This is a genomic window from bacterium, assembly GCA_028821235.1.
Lineage (GTDB): Bacteria > Actinomycetota > Acidimicrobiia > Spongiisociales > Spongiisociaceae > Spongiisocius.
The window spans coordinates 13,284-29,242 of the sequence record JAPPGV010000143.1 but is presented as its reverse complement, the minus strand read 5'-3'; the positions used below and the strand labels follow the sequence as shown (position 1 = coordinate 29,242).

At 66.4% G+C, this 15,959-nt stretch carries 15 protein-coding genes; 4 read left to right on the top strand and 11 right to left on the bottom strand.

Going from position 1 to position 15,959, the window contains the following annotated elements; translation table 11 throughout:
- Positions 1-159 precede the first annotated feature (159 nt).
- From OXK16_14580 to OXK16_14540, 9 genes are all read right to left on the bottom strand, one after another.
- Positions 160-1,443: a DUF4143 domain-containing protein gene (locus tag OXK16_14580; protein MDE0377171.1), complete on the bottom strand. Its 1,284-nt coding sequence runs from the start codon at positions 1,441-1,443 to the stop codon at positions 160-162.
- A gap of 190 nt (positions 1,444-1,633) precedes the next feature.
- Positions 1,634-1,864, bottom strand: a complete 231-nt coding sequence (locus OXK16_14575; protein ID MDE0377170.1) for a type II toxin-antitoxin system HicA family toxin — start codon at positions 1,862-1,864, stop codon at positions 1,634-1,636.
- On the bottom strand, positions 1,864-2,142 hold the full coding sequence (locus OXK16_14570) for a hypothetical protein (protein ID MDE0377169.1): 279 nt from the start codon (positions 2,140-2,142) through the stop codon (positions 1,864-1,866). The genes OXK16_14575 and OXK16_14570 overlap by 1 nt, the downstream gene beginning before the upstream one ends.
- A 138-nt stretch (positions 2,143-2,280) precedes the next feature.
- A complete protein-coding gene (locus OXK16_14565; GenBank protein MDE0377168.1) occupies positions 2,281-4,320 on the bottom strand; it encodes a hydantoinase/oxoprolinase family protein in 2,040 nt (679 codons plus the stop codon).
- Positions 4,317-5,285 (bottom strand): ATP-binding cassette domain-containing protein, encoded by a 969-nt coding sequence (locus tag OXK16_14560; GenBank protein ID MDE0377167.1) that lies wholly within the window; start codon positions 5,283-5,285, stop codon positions 4,317-4,319. Before OXK16_14560 ends, OXK16_14565 begins: the two co-directional genes overlap by 4 nt.
- The gene (locus OXK16_14555; protein MDE0377166.1) at positions 5,282-6,241 is read right to left on the bottom strand and encodes an ABC transporter ATP-binding protein; all 960 of its coding nucleotides are present in this window, start codon (positions 6,239-6,241) and stop codon (positions 5,282-5,284) included. Before OXK16_14555 ends, OXK16_14560 begins: the two co-directional genes overlap by 4 nt.
- On the bottom strand, positions 6,238-7,068 hold the full coding sequence (locus OXK16_14550; protein ID MDE0377165.1) for an ABC transporter permease: 831 nt from the start codon (positions 7,066-7,068) through the stop codon (positions 6,238-6,240). Before OXK16_14550 ends, OXK16_14555 begins: the two co-directional genes overlap by 4 nt.
- On the bottom strand, positions 7,065-8,108 hold the full coding sequence (locus tag OXK16_14545; GenBank protein ID MDE0377164.1) for an ABC transporter permease: 1,044 nt from the start codon (positions 8,106-8,108) through the stop codon (positions 7,065-7,067). The genes OXK16_14550 and OXK16_14545 overlap by 4 nt, the downstream gene beginning before the upstream one ends.
- 123 nt (positions 8,109-8,231) lie before the next feature.
- Positions 8,232-10,112: an ABC transporter substrate-binding protein gene (locus OXK16_14540; GenBank protein MDE0377163.1), complete on the bottom strand. Its 1,881-nt coding sequence runs from the start codon at positions 10,110-10,112 to the stop codon at positions 8,232-8,234.
- 301 nt (positions 10,113-10,413) lie between these two features.
- On the opposite strand from OXK16_14540, the gene OXK16_14535 reads away from it, so the two are divergent.
- A complete protein-coding gene (locus OXK16_14535) occupies positions 10,414-11,334 on the top strand; it encodes a dipeptidase (protein MDE0377162.1) in 921 nt (306 codons plus the stop codon).
- Positions 11,335-11,463: 129 nt separating this feature from the next.
- Here the strand turns inward: OXK16_14535 and OXK16_14530 are convergent, their stop codons facing one another.
- Positions 11,464-11,970, bottom strand: a complete 507-nt coding sequence (locus OXK16_14530; GenBank protein ID MDE0377161.1) for a hypothetical protein — start codon at positions 11,968-11,970, stop codon at positions 11,464-11,466.
- On the bottom strand, positions 11,967-12,650 hold the full coding sequence (locus OXK16_14525; GenBank protein ID MDE0377160.1) for a hypothetical protein: 684 nt from the start codon (positions 12,648-12,650) through the stop codon (positions 11,967-11,969). The genes OXK16_14530 and OXK16_14525 overlap by 4 nt, the downstream gene beginning before the upstream one ends.
- A gap of 545 nt (positions 12,651-13,195) precedes the next feature.
- On the opposite strand from OXK16_14525, the gene OXK16_14520 reads away from it, so the two are divergent.
- From OXK16_14520 to OXK16_14510, 3 genes are all read left to right on the top strand, one after another.
- Positions 13,196-14,236 carry a hypothetical protein gene (locus OXK16_14520; protein MDE0377159.1) on the top strand — a complete coding sequence of 347 codons (1,041 nt, stop codon included), beginning with the start codon at positions 13,196-13,198 and terminating at the stop codon, positions 14,234-14,236.
- A gap of 14 nt (positions 14,237-14,250) precedes the next feature.
- Entirely contained in the window at positions 14,251-15,006 is a 756-nt protein-coding gene (locus tag OXK16_14515) for a glucose 1-dehydrogenase (protein ID MDE0377158.1), read from the top strand.
- A 259-nt stretch (positions 15,007-15,265) separates the two neighbouring features.
- Complete coding sequence (locus OXK16_14510; protein ID MDE0377157.1) at positions 15,266-15,925, top strand: hypothetical protein; 660 nt, start codon at positions 15,266-15,268, stop codon at positions 15,923-15,925.
- Positions 15,926-15,959 lie beyond the last annotated feature (34 nt).

Genomic DNA, 15,959 nt, shown 5'->3' with positions numbered 1-15,959 from the left:
CCGGTCGGAGATCTGCACGATCTCGAGCTGGGAAGCCGAGAACCCGGCCACTGCCAACCCCTCGGCTAGAGCGATCGCGACCTTGACCATCGAGCCGTCGTGTCGCGCCCGGTTGTGTATCTAGCGGTGTCGCTCGGAGGCTTCGGTGACTCCTTCCCTTCATGCGGTGTTGCCCGGTGTTTGCCCGATCTTCGCGAGTGAGTCCGATGGACGCCACAACGCGCCGATGGGTAGCGCCCACACGCGGTCGCCGATCCGGAACGGGAACTGTCCGGCGTAGAGGACCACTCCGAGATGGAAGCGGTCACCCAGTTGGTCGCGCAGCCATATGAGGCTTCTGGCGTCGTGGCGACCCACTCCGGTCGATGACTTCACCTCCAGCCCGACGATCCGGCCGCTCCGTTCGAGTATGCAGTCGATCTCGCGCCCGGAACGGTCCCTGAAGTGGAACATCTCGGTGGCGGTGGAGACCGCCTCGAGATGGGGTCGGAGTTCGCTCACGACGAAGGTCTCGAACAGCTGTCCGACGAGGGTCGCGTCCCGCGCCAGGGTGTCCTCGTCGGCATGGAGCAGATGGGCGGCCAGACCCGGGTCGACGATGTGGACCTTCGGCGATCTCGTGAGGCGGTATAGCCGCTTCGAGTGCCAAGCCGGTATGCGGGCGATGATCGACAGATCCTCCAGCAGGCGCACATGGGCGTCGGCAGTAGCAGCGGCGACGCCAGCGTCCCGCGCGGTGGCCGCATGGTTGAGCACCTGGCCGGTTCGGGCCGCGCACGACGCCAGCACCGTTCGCAGCTTGGTCGGTCTCGGGGCCCCGACCGCGATCTGGGGAGCGTCGAACTCGGTCAGCTGCTCGACGTAGCTGGCGAACCAGCGTGACCGGGAGCGTCCGGACAGACGTAGCACGTCCGGGAAGCGACCGGCGACTAGACGCCTTAGGTAGTCCGATCTGGTGAGATTGCAGGCTCCTCCGTTCGGTGGGTCGGCTGCCGAGAACAGCTCTTCGATCGGGTTGTACACCCGGTCATGTTCGATCTCGCCCTGGGTCAGTCCCGACATTCGCACCCGGATGAGGCGACCGGTACCCGGCCAGGTGGCGGCTTGGTGAGCCGCCCGCACCGAGCCGGTAAGGATGAACCGGCCCGCCGTGCGGGAGCGGTCGGTGTCGACGAATCGCTTCACCGCGCCCACGATCTCGGGCGCTTCCTGCCACTCGTCGATCACCACCGTTCCCCGGGAGGCGGCAAGGAGCCCGTCAGGATCTTGGCGGGCGGCAAGCTTTGGGCCGGGCATGGAGAGATCGATGGTGGTGTCCGCGAACCGGCCGGCCGACGTGGACTTACCGGCGCCGCGCGCCCCCACCAGGAGCACCGCGGGGAAGATCGACAGCAACTCTTCTTCGAGCAGGCGCTCGACGATTCTCGGGTATCGGTTCACCATGTTGCCAGGAGACTAACCCCTGCCGAAGGATATTATGAGATTTGCGCCACTTAAATTATAAGATCTGCGCTATACAAACTATGAGATTTGCGGCTCTGAAACTATGCGATCCGCGTTCACGGTTGTCTCCGAGTCTTTGACTCGGGTGGGCTTCATTGCGGAGTCTTCATCGCTGGCACGTTTGTATTCGTCATACGCTCAGCCACTCGTCACGTGAAATCCCGGCCTGGCGCAAGATTCGCCGGAGTAAGGGCACGCCCACTTCCTGACCGGAATGCGGGTTCGGGATGATCAGCGGATACCTTCGATCTCGATGCACCATGTGAAAGTGTTTCGATCCCGGGATCGGTCCTTCCCAGCCGAAGCGGTGGAGCTTCCTTACAAGATCGCGGTGACCGACGGGGGTTATCCGTCGGCTCATCAGCCAAGACTTATGCCACCCATGGCAGGGAGGGGTGGTTGGTTCCCGGTCCGTAGGTGAACCGCAGCCCAATCAGCCAGCGCATCTTCCAACTCCCGAACGGCCGCTTCACGGGTAGGCCCGCAAGCCCAGGCACCCTTGCAGGCCGGGACAGTAGCGAAGTACCCGGCAGGATCGCTGATGGCTTCCACCTCGGCGTGGGCGATCGCAGCCTTGGCCCATCGACCGATCGTGGTGGTGTCGTATGCGGTTGTTGCGACAGTGTCGGTCGCGGCCATCGGTGACCCCCTCTTGCGCTTGCTCACTCTAGTATACCGAGTAGCGGTGTAATACATTCCTCAACGATGCGGTGAAAATACTGCATGTGACTGTCTCCAAGCCCGAGAGGTGTCCGCTAGGAAGTGGTGCAGAACATGCTACTGCGAAGCCGCTTCGATGATCAGGCAGCCGTACGGGTCGATGGTGGCCGACGCTTCCGGCGGGATGACGGTGGTGGCGGTGGCTTCCTCCACGATGGCGGGGCCGGCGATGGCTTGGCCGGGCATGACGGATTCGCGGTGGAACCGGGCGGTGGGGTAGGAACCGGTGGCGAACAGGACCGGGGTGGTCTTGGACGGCAAATCGGAGGGGTGATCAGGGCGGTAGTTGGCCTCTAGGAGGGGGCGTCCCACGTCGCCGAGGGCGGTGAGCCTCAGGTTCACGGTCTCCAGGGAGGCGTCGGGGTTGGAGTGGCCGTAGCGGGCGCGGTAGGTGTCCTCGAAACGTTGGCGCAGGGTGGCGAGGTGGCCGTTGGGGGAGGGGGAGGCGTGGTCGGGGAGGGTGACGGTGAGAGTGTGCTCCTGGCCCTGGTAGCGCATGTCGACGCGCTGGATCAGGGAGATGCGGTCGTGGTCCACCCCTTCCCCGAGCAGGCTGGCGACGGCTCTCTCGCCGAGGCGGGTGAACCGGGCTTCGACTTCGGTGGTGTCGAGGTCGGCGAAGTCCTGGAAGAAGGCCTCGCTGAAGTCCTGGCGGACCGCCGACTGCAGCATGCCCCAGGCCGAGAAGCCGCCCGGGTCGGGGGGGACGATCACCTCGGCTATGCCCAGCTCCTGGGCTAGCGCCACGGCGTGCATGGGCCCGGCGCCTCCGAAGGCCACCAGGCTGAACTCCCGGGGTTCGATGCCCCGTTCCACGGTGAGGGTGCGGATGGCCTGGGACATCTTGGCGTTGATCACCTCGATGATCCCCAGCGCCAGTTTCTCCCCGTCCAGCTCCAGGCTGTGTCCCAGATCCTCCAGCGCCTGCCGGGCCGCGTCGACGTCGAGGGTGAGGTTGCCGCCCAGGAAGTAGGTCGGGTCGATCCGGCCCAGGTACAGGTTGGCGTCGGTGACGGTTGGTTGGGTCCCTCCCCTGCCGTAGCAGGCTGGGCCGGGATGGGCGCCGGCGCTCTCGGGTCCCACCCGCAGGCCTCCGGCCTCCTGGTAGGCGAGGGACCCGCCACCCGCTCCGATGGTGTGGATGTCGACCACCGGCATGAGTACGGGGAGGCCCTCCAGCAGGGCCGAGGGGGAGCTGTCGGCGTGGCCGGCGGTGATCAGGCTCACGTCGAAGCTGGTCCCGCCCAGGTCGATGCAGATCAGGTTGGGCCGGTCCAGGACCTCGGACAGGGCGACCCCGCCCGCCGCCCCGCCCACGGGGCCGGACAGGAGGGTCTGGAGGGGCCGTTCGGACGCGGAGCGGGCCGAGATGACGCCCCCGTTGGACTGCATCACCCGGAGTGGTGCCTCCATCCCCCGGTCGCTGAGGCGGGTGGAGAGGTCGGCCATGTAGCGGGAGACGGAGGGGGCGATGTAGGCGTCCATCACGGTGGAGGCGGTCCGTTCGTACTCCCGCCACTCGGCCGCCACCTGGTGGGAGAGGGAGACGGACACGTCGGGCAGTAGGTCCGCCAGTATCTCGGCGGCGGCCAGCTCGTGGGAGGAATCTACGTAGGAGAACAGGAAGGCGATGGCCACGGAGTCGACGTTCTCGGAGCGGATCCGCTCGGCCGCTCGTCGCAGGTCGTCGTGGTCGAGGGGAGCGAGTTCGTTGCCGTCGCAGTCGAGCCGTCCGCCGATGGGGATGATGTCGCGGCGGGGGATGAGCGGGACCGGTTTGCGGTAGCGGATGTTGAACATATCCAGGCGGTTGCCCCGGGCGATGTGGTAGATGTCGCTGGCGCCCCTGGTGGCCAGGAGGATGACCCGCTCGCCCCGCCGCTGCAGGAAGGCGTTGAGTCCCACCGTGGATCCGTGCACGAAGGACTCGACTCCCGACGGGTCGTCGACCACGAGCCCGAGGGCGTCCATCACCCCTCCGGCCAGGTCTTCGCTGCGGCTGGGCGCCTTGGAGGTGGTGTACCTGCCCGCGTCCGGGTCGAACACCACCACGTCGGTGAAGGTGCCGCCGATGTCGGTTGCCAGCCGGAGCTTCAAATCCGCTTCCAGCAGGCGACTCGGTGCCCGGCGCCGATGTCCACCAGTTCCTGGGGGGTGTCGGCGCAGACTTCCTCGGAGATCGGGCACCTCCCGTAGAGGGGGCAGCCGGGGGCCCGGTCCAGGGCGGAGGGCTGCTCGCCGACCAGGTAGACGTGGTCGGTCTTGTGGGAGGGGTCGGGACGGGGGGCGGCCCGCAGCAGCGCCTCGGTGTAGGGGTGGCGGGGCGAGGCGAATATCTCGGCGGCGGGGCCCGACTCCACCACCTTGCCCAGGTACATGACGGCCAGGTCGTGGGCGATGTAGCGGACCACCGACAGGTCGTGGGAGATGAACAGGTAGGAGATGTCCATCTCCTCCTGGAGCGACTGGAGCAGGAGGAGGATCTGGGACTGGACCGACATGTCCAGCGATGAGGTGGGCTCGTCGAGCACCACCAGGGCGGGCTCGGTGACCATGGCCCGGGCGATGCCCACCCGCTGGGCCTGGCCTCCGGAGAGCTCGTGGGGGTAGCGGCGGGCGTGCTCGGGGCTGAGGCCCACCCGCTCCAGCATCTCTGCCACCCGCCCGGATGCCTGCTTCATGGTGAGGTCCTCGTGCAGCAGCAGCGGCTCGGCCACGGTACGGCCCACCGTCTGCCAGGGCGAGAGGGAGTCGTAGGGGTCCTGGAAGACGATCTGCATCCGGCCCCGCACGTCCTCCAGCTCGGCGCCTTCCATGGCGGTGATGTCGGCGTCCTCGAGGAGCACCGTCCCCTCGGTGGGCTCCAGGAGGCGGAGGATGAGGCGGGCCAGCGTGGTCTTGCCCGATCCGGACTCGCCCACCACGGCCAGGGTGCGCCCGGGCGCGATGGAGAGGGTGACGTCGTCGACCGCCTTGAGGTCGGCGTGGCGGAAGCCTCTCGTCCTGATCCGGAAGACCTTGGTGAGGTCCCTGATCGCCAGGGTGTCGGCGGCCGCGGTCATCGCGGGACCTCGCCGGCGTTGACGGGATGGTGGCAGAAGGCGATCTGGCCGTCCCGGTCGATGCGGGGCGGCTCCACGTCGAAGCAGCCGGGCCCGGCCCGGAAGCAGCGGGGGGCGAAGGCGCAGGCGGCCAGCTCATCGCCAGGGTTTGGGACCCTCCCCGGGATCTCCCGGGGAGTGCCGCCCGAGTCGAGGGAGGTGGCGATGGACACCAGCCGGTTGGCGTAGGGATGCAGGGCCTCGCGGTAGATCTCGGTGGTGGTGCCCAGGTTCACCACCCGCCCCGCGTACATGACCGCCACCCGGTCGCACACGTCGGCCACCACCCCGAGATCGTGCGTGATCAGCATCCCGGCCGCGTGGCGCTCGGTGATCAGGTCGCCCAGCAGCCGGAGTATCTCGGCCTGGATGGTGACGTCGAGGCCGGTGGTGGGCTCGTCGGCGATTATCAGCTCCGGCTGTCCGGCCAGGGCGATGGCTATGCACACCCGCTGGCACATGCCTCCCGACAGCTCGTGGGGGAACGACCGGTACACCCGCTCGGGGTCGGTGATTCGCACCGATCGGAGCAGGTCGAGGGCCTCGTCCTTCGCCTCCCGCCTGCCCATGTCGCGGAGGCGGCGGAGGGTGGCGGAGAGTTGGTTGCCCACCCGGAACACCGGGTTGAGGCTGCCGCGGGGCCGCTGGGGCACGAAGCCGATCCGGTGGCCGCGGGCCTCCTGGCGGGCCTTCGGAGGGATGAAGTCCTGCCCGGCGAACGTGCAGGACGCGAAGTCGACCGTGGCGGCGGCGGGGAGCAGGTCGAGGACGGAGCGGGCGGTCATGGACTTGCCGGCCCCGGTCTCGCCCACCACGCCGAGTATCTCCCCCGGCCTGACCTCCATGTCCACGCCGCGGAGGATGGGCAGACCGCCGATCCCCACCTCGAGGCCCCGGACTTCGAGGAGGGCGCTCATCGTGACTTCCTCCGGGTGGGCTCCACGAGGTCGGCCACCGACTCACCGATCAGGCTCAGGGAGAACACGGTTATGGCGATGGCGATTCCGGGGAAGACCGGGATCCACCAGCTGCCTCCCCTCCTCATCTCGGGTATGCCCTCCGCGATCATCGCCCCCCACTCGGGCTCGGGAAGCGGTACGCCCAGGCCGATGAAGCCGAGGGCGGCGGCGAGCAGGATCGCCCAGCCGCAGCTGACCGCCGCCTGGGTGACCACCGTGCCGACCGTCCCGGGGGCGATGTAACGCACCAGGATCTTGGACCGGGAGTTGCCCACCGCCCGGCCCGCCTCCACATAGGCGTGCTCCCGGAGCGAGCGGACCTCGGCCCGCACCAGGCGGACGAAGGTGGGCACGCCCACGATCCCGATCACGAGGATCAGGTTGCGGACTCCCTGACCCAGGGCGGCCAGCACGCCGATCGCCAGCACGAGGGCCGGGAAGGCCTGGATCACGTCCAGAAAGCGCATGGTCACCGAGTCGCCCCAACCGCCCACGTAACCGACCAGCAACCCGATCGGGTGGCCGATGGCGATGGAGAGGGCAACAGCGGAGACCGCGATCAGCAGGTCGTGGCGGGCGGCGTAGACGACCCGGGCGAAGACGTCGAAACCGAGGCTGGCCGTTCCGAACCAGTGATCCGCCGACGGCGGCACGAACTGGTTGGTCAGGTCGATCGCCAGCGGATCGTTACGGGCGATGAGCGGGGCGAAGACGGCCACGGCCACCATGAACCCGAACATGGTCAGCCCGATGACCAGCCGCGCGTCGTACTTGCGACCGCTCACTTCAGCCTCACCCGCGGGTCGATCAGCGACTGCACCAGGTCGACGATCAGGAAGGCAACCGTGTAGGTGACGGCGGACAGCAGGACGTACGCCTGGATGGCCGGGTAATCGGTATTGACCAGGGAGTTGAAGCCGTACAGACCCACCCCCGGCCAGGAGAACACCCTCTCCACCAGCACCGCCCCGCCGATCATGTATCCGGCGATCAGTCCGGTCATGGTCACCGCGCCCGGCAGCGCGTTGCGGAGAACGTACTTCAGGTAGAGCGGCGCCCCCCGCAAGCCGGCGGCCCGGCCGAAGGCGATGTAGTCGGAGTTGAGCACCGACAGGGTGGCGTTGCGGGTGAGCCTCAGGATGGGGGCGACGGCCGGGAACCCGATCGCCACCATGGGCAGGAGCAGGTGCTTGACCGCCGTCCGGAACGTCTCCCATTCGCCCCTCACCAGCGAGTCGATCACGTACAGGCCGGTGGGGCCGTCCGGGGGCGTGGCGCCGATGGGCAGGCGTCCCACCGGTCCCGGTAGCCATTGGAGGACTATGAAGAAGATCAGCAGGAGGATCATGGCCAGCCAGAAGTCGGGGACCGCCACCCCCAGGGTCGAGATGAATCGGCAGAACTTGTCCAACAGCTTGCCCTTGCGCACCGCCGCCCATACCCCTAGAGGCAGGGCCACGACCAGGGCGAACAGCATCCCGGCGGCCACCATCTCGAGGGTCGCCGGCAGCCTGGCACCTACGTCCTCGGCAACTGAGAACCCGGTTCGGATCGACTCGCCGAGGTCGCCCCGTAACAACCCGCCCTTCCCGGATCCCCCCAGACACGTGTCGCCGATCATGTAGACGCAGTACTGCTGGGGCAGGGAGCGGTCCAGTCCCAGACGTGCCCGGATGGCCTCCACCTGGGCCTCGGAGGCGTTGATGCCCGCGTACTGGCGGGCCGGATCCCCGGGCAGGGCATGGGAGACGATGAAGGCGAGCAGGGTGACCCCGATCAGGATCGGGATGAGGGCTGCCAGCCTCCGGATCACGTAAGAGAGCATCTTCTCCTAGCCCCGTGCCTTCTCCTTTTATTACAGCACCGGTCCCCCAAAAAGGGGAAAGCCGCCGGGCCAGCGTACCGGCCCGGCGGCTTGTCCGTTGTTCCTCGGGTTACTACCGGGTGATCAGGCCGACTTGGTCACGTAGTAGTAACGGTTGATCTGATCGGGTCTCCAGATGAATCCCTGGACGTCCTGGCTGGACGCCACGATGTGATGCGGCTCGGCCAGCCACACCGCGGGGGCGTCGGCCAGCATCAGCGCCTGCACGTCGTGGTAGAGCTGGGCCCTCGCCGGATCGGCCGGGCTCAGGAACTTGGCGGCGATCAGCTTCTCCGTGACCTCCGGGTTCTCGTAGTTGCTCCGCATGGCGAAGGCGTTGGGCTCCCAGAACAGCTCCATGTGGTACTGGGGCTCGTTCACCCAGGAACCGGACCCGAAGTAGAACAGGAAGAAGTCCATCGGGTTGATCCGGTTGCCGTCCTCGTCCTGCGCGAAGACGTTGTCCCGGAACTGCCCGGAGTCCAGCCTCACGATGTTCACGTCGATCCCGATCTGGGCCAGCGAAGCCTGCACCACGATCGCCAGTTCCGGAGCGAAGGCCAGCGTGCCGTCTATGTACAGATCGGCGCTGAAGCCGTCGGGATAACCCGAGGCGGCCAGCAGCTCGGCGGCCTTGTCCAGGTCCTGGCTGTAGAACGGGGCGTCCGGGTTGTACGAGGGCGTGGTCGACGGGATCGGCCCGCCGCCGCGGCTCGCCGCACCGAAGTAGACGCCTTCCAGCACGTCATCGTACGGGTAGGAGTAGGCGATGGCCTGGCGGACGTTCTGGTCGTCGAACGGAGCCCGGGTCGGGTTCATGTACATGACGGCCTGGTTGTTACCGCCCACCGTGGTGACCTTCACTCCTTGGTCGCGGAGGTCGGGGATGGCGGTTACCGGCACTGCCTCGGCGAAGTCGATCTCGCCGGCGGTCAGCAGGGCGGCCTGCTGGGCGGCATCGGGGATGACCCGCAGGATGATCCGCTCGGCCTGGGCCGGGCCGAGGAAGTAGTCGTCGTTGCGCTTGAGCACGATCTCGACGCCCGGTTCCAGCTTCTCCAGGTAGAAGGGTCCGGTACCAACGTCTTTGGTCTTCAGGTACTCGTGGGCCCACGGGTCGTCGTCGGTGGCGTTGGCCATCAACACCTCCGAGTCGTAGACCGTGACTCCGGCGTTGGACAGCACGTGCAACGGGAATGGAGTGGGCTTGTTGAAGTCGAACCGGATGTGGTAGTCGTCGATGACGGTGATGGCATTCTCGATGTCGGCTTCCGAACCGAAGTCGTAGAGGCCGATCACCGCATGGTCGAACCATCCGCCCGCGTCCAGATGCGCTGCCCGCAGGAAGCTCCACCTGACGTCATCGGCGGTCATCTCGTTGCCGGTGTGGTGGAACTTCACACCCTGGCGCAGGGTGAAGATCACCGAGGTGCAGTCCTCGTTGAAGTCCCAGCCCTCGGCCAGCAGACCCTGGGGACGGGTGGAGTCGGCCACCAGCACGCCGTTGTCGTTCTCGATGAGATGGAACGTGGTGAGCTGGTCGTACATGTTGGCGACCATCTCGGAAGCGCGCGCTTCGAAGTTACGGCGGGGATCGATGGTGGAGACATCACCCGAAATGGCCCGGACGATCGTCATGCCATCGACGGGGGCGACGCCGCGTGCCGGGGCAGCCTCGGACTCGGGAGCGCAACTACCCTCGCCGCCGGCCAGTTCGGTGCCGGTGAGCTGGGTGGTGGTGGTGACCTCTTCCTCCTGGATCACCATGTCCTCGTCGGGCTCTTCCTCTTCCTCCATGGGTTCCTCGTCGACCATGGGTTCTTCGTCGACCATGGCTGCCGTGGTAGTGGTCTCGGCGACCGCAGCCGCTGTGGTCTGCGGGGCCTCGGGCTCGTCGTCACCGCAGGCGGCGGCGACGAGTGCCAGAACCAAGAGCATGGGTACCCATACACGAATCTTGGTCATAGTTCCTTCCTTCTCGTGGGTCTCGTAGGTGAGGCCGCCGGTCGCGCAGACGGATTAGCGGGGCCGGTCGATTCCTACCGGCGGTATCCTACGCGGCGGCCGGTCCCTCCGGCAAAGCGGTACCAGCAGCGCAGTTGGCGCAACTTGGAACAGTTGGGCGTTGGGATCATCGAGCCGAAACTCGGGGAGAATAGGAGGAGACGGTGTCGATGTTTGACGCGAGCGTTCGCTCCCCTGCCGCGGCCCCCTCCGTGGCTCGTCACATCATCGAGTGACGGTCGTCGACGGGGTTTGCCCCCTGATGACCGACCCTTCCTCTTGGGACAGGTGGATCGACGGAGGGGTCGACATAGCCGTGCCGACCGTGGCGAACTGGGAGGGTCCCGCCGAGACACGGGAGTTGCTCGTTCAGTGGGCCCGATGGCTGGAGGAGGACGCCCGATTGGTCGCGATCAACGATCCGTCGGACTTCCATCGGTTTCCCATCGCCGGGAAGCTGGGGGTGGTGATCCACTTCCAGAACACCGCCCCGATGGGGGACGACCTAGCCAACTACGAGCGCTTCCGCCGCATGGGGCTTCGGATGGTGCAGCTCTGCTACAACCGGACCAACCCGGTGGGGGACGGATGCCTGGAACCGGGCGACGGCCCGCTCACGTCCTTCGGGCGGGAGGTGGTGAAGGAGATGAACCGGCTGGGCATGGTCGTGGACCTCTCCCACACCGGCCGCCGTACCACCATGGACGCCATGCGGGTGACATCGGCCCCGCCGGTGTTCTCCCACTCCAATCCCAGCGCGCTGGTCTCCAACCGACGCAACATCGACGACGACCAGATCCGGGCAGTGGCCGACCTGGGCGGCCTGGTGGGGGTCAACGCCTACCCGGCCTTCGTGCGCCACGGCGGGAAGGGCGCCACCGTGGCAGACCTGGTGGACCACATCGACTACCTGGTGGAACTCATCGGTCCGGATCAGGTCGGGCTGGGATTGGACTTCTGCAAGTTGAGCCCGGAGATCCACGCCGGGATGATCGCCTCCGGAGAGTGGAGCATCGAGGACTACCCGGACGACTCGGGGACCTTCCCGATCGGGTTGGAGACCCCGGCGCAGATCCCCAACATCGAGAAGGAGATGGTGAGGCGGGGCTACCCGGACGACTCCATCGCGGGCATCCTCGGCCTCAACTGGATCGATCTGTTCAAGAGGGTGTGGTCGTCTTAACCTGAAGTCACCGAGGGAACTGTCGGTGGATGGCCCTCAATGAATTGGTAGGACTGGTTGGCGTGCACGGCCGGATGGAGTCCGGGGTGTCTGCGGAGCGGTCAACCTCTTCACGATCCGTTTCCCCGGTCACTGCTCCGCGCGACTCAAGACCGGAGCGGCCAATTCGTCGTCGGACACGGCGACTTGCCGGTAGAGGTCACCGACTTCCTCTTCCCGCCGATTCGCAAGCCTTTTGAAGAGGTCCCATGGGTCTCTGGGCTGCGGGACGCGCGGGCGGAGCCAGAACACCCCGGCTCTGCCGGCCTTGACAGCGTTGACCACTGATGGGAGGTCCAGGAGCAGTGCACCTGTGGCTCGGATGGGGTCATCCCCCAAGCCTTCGACGGCGAATACCGACAGCTTGGTCTTGATGACCGCAGCCAACTCGACCGGATTCTGCAACATTCTGTAGTTGTTCGTGACCAGTCCTCTGTAGCCGAGTTGGTAGAGCGTGAGGATCCGTTCCCGGTCCCTGAGGTTCGTGAGTCGACCGTCTATGTGCCCTATCGGGAGAAGCTCGACATCGCCGAGCCAGTCGGAGAGCGCAGCCAGTATCGGTTGGGGAAAGTTGTGGTCCAGCGGCAGCGCGGTCACGCCGCGAGCACGCTCTCGAGTTGGATCGCCTGTTCGATGGTTTCTGGGTCAGCTTCGGGATATAGCGCCGTTACCGCTCCAAGATCCCCGAAACGTCGGTAGAGAGCAGCGACCGATCTGGTGGTGATGCGGGAACCGACCAAATGCGGTTCGCCGGACACCTTGCCGGGGACAATGCGGAGACCGGGTCGAGGCCGGATCAGGTCTGGGCCGAGGTGGTCTCCCATCCCGAACGGACCGAGCAGATCGAGCATCGGGACGAGTGACATCTGGCCATGCATGCCGGCTGCCCAGCCATCACCCAGATACACCCTGCCGTCGATATTCACCAGTAACGGCGTCCCCGACTCATGGTAGTTCTCAGCCCAAATGTCCAGACCGCGGCTCTCCAACTCGTCCAATGCCTCCCTGACCTGGGGCATCGGGCTCGCACGCACAACACCCGCTTGGCCGCGTTTCGGGTGACGGAGCCAGTACACGATCCGTAGAGCCATCAGATCGGCGTAAGACCAGAGCTTCTGCCGGGTAGCCGACACAGTGGGGACCACCACATCTTCACGCGCCCAGTAGTAGACCGTCGATGCCGGAACGCCGGACAACGCGGCTGCGCGGCGGGCGTCGTAACAACCGGCCAGAGCAGACCGGAAGCGGCCCGTTAGATCACCGTGATAGCCGGACACAGCCCCTCCATCCACTTGTCCAGGCATGCGCGATGGCCACAGGCTAGCCATGAGGACCGGGTATTCGTGGTCACGGCTCGCAGCAGGAAGCAGTGTCGGACGGGACCAACCGTTGACATGCCGCCAACTTCGCGGAGCACTTCGCGATCCGGCTCTCGGAGCCCGAGAACGCGAAAGAGCGCCACGCCTGTGCCTCCCGGTGGGCCCTCCCCCTGCCGTCACCCTCCGAGGTTCCGAGCGTGTCCCGCCCTGCCGGGGCCGGCCCGGACTGTATGATCCCTGACCACGGCCCGGAGCGACGCCGTAACCGGACCGAGTGGTGTTTACGGTTGTTCGACAGTATGCGGCAACACTGTGACATGATCAACCTCCAAGGAGGACGGCGCGCCGCACCAGCCTTGAGCCATGCCACGACGGCCGGATCATCAGATCGTGCCGCGGACCCGGTGGTCAGAACATCAGGAGCCGACGAGCAGCGGTCGTCGGCAGGGGCTTGCCGGCGGCCGGGTACGATGCTGGCCGGAGACCCGACAAGGAGATGGCAGTTGCGTAGAGTCCCCACCACGTCCGCCGCCGGCGCGGAACTGGTACCGATGTTCAAGGACCACATGGAGTTGTGCGGGGTGGGCCCCGGACAGACCGTCATGGCCTTCACCAACACCCAGAGCAACCCGGCCTACATCACCGCCCTGATGGGAGCGGTCAAGGTGCTCGGGGGCGACTTCTTCCAGATCATGGTGGCCGCCGATGACTCCTGGACGAAGTCGCGCACCATCGTCGAGGCTTGGAAGGGCTGCGACCTGGTGGTGGGCTTCCTGGCCAGCATGGGGTCGCACTGGATCTACTCCGACGCCCACAACGAGGCTCTGGAGTCCGGTGTCCGGTCCTTGATGATCGAGGAACCCGAGGACCACCTGCGCCGCCTATTCCCTCTCCCGGTGATTCGCGAGCGGGGCGAAGCCAGCGTGCGGTACATGGCGACGTCGGACATCATGCGGGTCCAGTCGGAGGCGGGGACCGACCTCACCGTCCGCTACACGGGCCGGCCCCTCGGGTGCCAGTACGGGTACACGGACGAGCCGGGGCGGTGGGACCACTGGCCGTCGGGGCAGTGCGGCGTGGCGCCGCTGGAGGACTCGGCGGAGGGCACCCTGGTGGTGGACGCCGGCGACGCGCTGCTGCCGATGGGCAAGTACGTGGAGCAGCCGATCCGCATGGAGCTACGGGAGGGGAGCATCGTCTCCATCGACGGGGGCGCCGACGCCCGGCTTCTCAAGGACTTCTTCGAGCAGCCCAAGGACCAGCGGGTCTACGGCTTGTCCCACATCGGCTGGGGGTACGAGCACCGGGCCAACTGGAACGCCCTCGGCCTCCGCTTCTGGGAAGGCGGCGGCGTGATGGACACCGAGAGCTACTACGGCAACATGCTGATCGCCTTCGGCGCCAACTTCTTCCGCAAGCTGGGTGGTAACAACCGGGTCAACTTCCACTTCGACATCCCGACCCGCAACCACTCCATCTGGATCGGGGACACCCAGATCATCGACCGGGGCAGCTTCGTGGTGCCCGGGTTCGAGCTGGAATAGCCCGGGTTCCGACTATGCGACTCAAGGACAAGGTAGCGGTGGTCACCGGGTCGTCCCGTTCCATCGGGCGGGCCATCGCGCTCGGGTACGGGCGGGAAGGCGCCAAGGTGGTGGTCAACTACCGGAGCGACGAGGAAGCGGCGAACTCGGCGGTGGCCGAGATCGAGGCGATGGGGTCGGAGGCCATTGCGGTTCGAGCCGACACCTCGTCGTCTTCGCACGTGAACGGCCTGATCGGCGCGGCGGTCGACCGCTTCGGGCGGATCGACATCCTGGTGAACAACGCCGCCATCCTGATCCGGACCCCGTTCCTCGAGATCGAGGAGTCCGAGTGGGACCGGATCATCGAGGTGAACCTGAAGGGGTTCTTCCTGTGCTCCCAGGCGGCGGCGAAGCAGATGGTCCTCCAGGGAGACGGCGGCATCATCATCAACATGTCCTCGGCCGGCGATACCCTGGCGGGGCGGGACCTCGCGCACTACTGCGTGGCCAAGGGAGGGGTGCGGATGCTGACCCGGCAGCTGGCCTTCGAGCTGGCGCCACACAAGATCCGAGCCAACGCCATCGCGCCGGGACTGATCGAGACCGACATGAACCGTTCGGATCTCGCTGTTCCCGAGTTCCGAGAGTACCGGCTCTCGATGATCCCGCTCGGAATCATCGGGGTTCCCGAGGACATAGTCGGCGCGGCGGTGTTCCTGGCCTCCGAGGATTCCAGGATGGCCACCGGCTCCACCCTCTACCTCGACGCGGGCCAGACCATCGCCTAGGTTGGTGGTTGGTGGTTGGTGGTTGGTGGTTGGTGGTTGGTGGGCGGGTGGTTGGTGGGCGGGTGGCGATGATTCAAGTTCCGGGTGCCCTCTACGCCGGTTGCTCACCACGACCAGGCTGACGCTCTGGTCTTAGTGGTCGGTTGCCACGGGTCTTCCATCCCGAGTGCCAGGTCCGGCGGTGACGGGATCCGGCGGGCTTATTCCCGCCTAGACAACGCTTGGATACTTAGAATCTGAGCATGCGACGGAGGTATGGATGTCGGATCTCATAGACGGGCTTTCTGAAGGATTGGCGAACGCAGGCGAGACGATTCTCTCCTTTTTACCGAGGCTGATTGGCGCGCTCGTAATCCTTTTCGTCGGCTGGCTGGTGGCGCGGCTGGTCCACAGGGTGTTCCAGCGTGTGTTCAAGGTCGTGGGCCTCGACACTTTGCTGGAACGGGCGGGACTCGCGGACCGGCTGCGGGCGGCGGGCTATACGGCTACCGACCTCGCAGCGCGAGCGATCTACTGGATCGCTCTGCTTGTGGTGTTCCTCCTCACGGCCGAGGCCCTAGATGTCGAGTACCTGAGCGACATCCTGACGGGACTGATCGGATACCTGCCGCTCGTGGTGGTGGCCATAGTCATCGTCATCGTGGCGGCGGCTATGGGTGCGTTCCTGGCCGAACTGTCCACCCCCTGGTCGCAGGAACGCCACATCCGGTGGCTACCCGCGGCGGCGAGATGGGTGGTGATCGGCCTCGGGATCTTCGTAGCTCTGAACACCCTCAACATCGGCGAGGAGATAGTCAACACTCTCTTCATAGCCGTGGTCGGGACGGTGGGAGCCACTCTGGTGATCGCCTTCGGTGTGGGGGGAATCTCCGCGGCGAAGGAATGGTGGGCCAGGATCCTGCCCGACCAGGACGACTGACCCCAGAAAGTGCCGTTCCTGCCTGACGCTGTCA